The organism is Xanthobacter autotrophicus (assembly GCF_030015065.1).
In the GTDB taxonomy this organism is placed as follows: Bacteria; Pseudomonadota; Alphaproteobacteria; order Rhizobiales; family Xanthobacteraceae; genus Xanthobacter; species Xanthobacter autotrophicus_D.
Window position 1 is genome coordinate 1 of sequence record NZ_JAIVFN010000337.1, and the last position, 504, is coordinate 504.

General features: G+C 73.6%; 1 protein-coding gene. It reads right to left on the reverse strand.

All coding sequences use genetic code 11. The annotated features are described in order from the left end of the window. Nucleotides 1-378, reverse strand: a 378-nt coding sequence (locus K9U40_RS23410) for an HK97 family phage prohead protease (protein WP_282892461.1), incomplete at its 3' end; no start/stop codon positions are given. Between the last annotated feature and the right edge of the window lie 126 nt (nt 379-504).

Sequence of the window (504 nt, forward strand, 5' to 3'; positions counted from 1 at the left end):
GGTGACGATGGACACCTCCCACAGGTCGATGCGGGAGAGCCGGCGCAGGCGGGTGCGCGGATCGGTGCGCGCCTCCACCGCCTTGAATCCGATGGAAAGGCCGTCGAGCGCGCCCTCGCCGATCAGCGCCGCGCATTCGCGGGCACGGGCCACCTCGGGGGAGAGGCGACCGCGCACATAGAGGCCGCGCGTGTCCTCGAACGCCTCGGTCCACACCCCGATGGGCTCGGCCGGATCGTGCTGGTAGAGCAGGCGCACGCCCCCCGCGCCCTGCCGGGCAAGGCTCGCGGCAAAGGCGCCGGGCAGCACCAGGTCGCGGCCGAGATCGGCCACGTCGAACAGGCAGGCATAGCCCTCGATGGGAAAGCCGTCCGCCATGGCTCAGCTCCGCCCGGTGGGGGCGTCAGGGGCCTTCTTGCGGCGCCGGCTCTTCTCCAGCCGCTCCAGGGTGGCGACGAACTCGCGGAACACGGCGCCGGCGGCCTGGGGGGCGGCGCCGTGTTC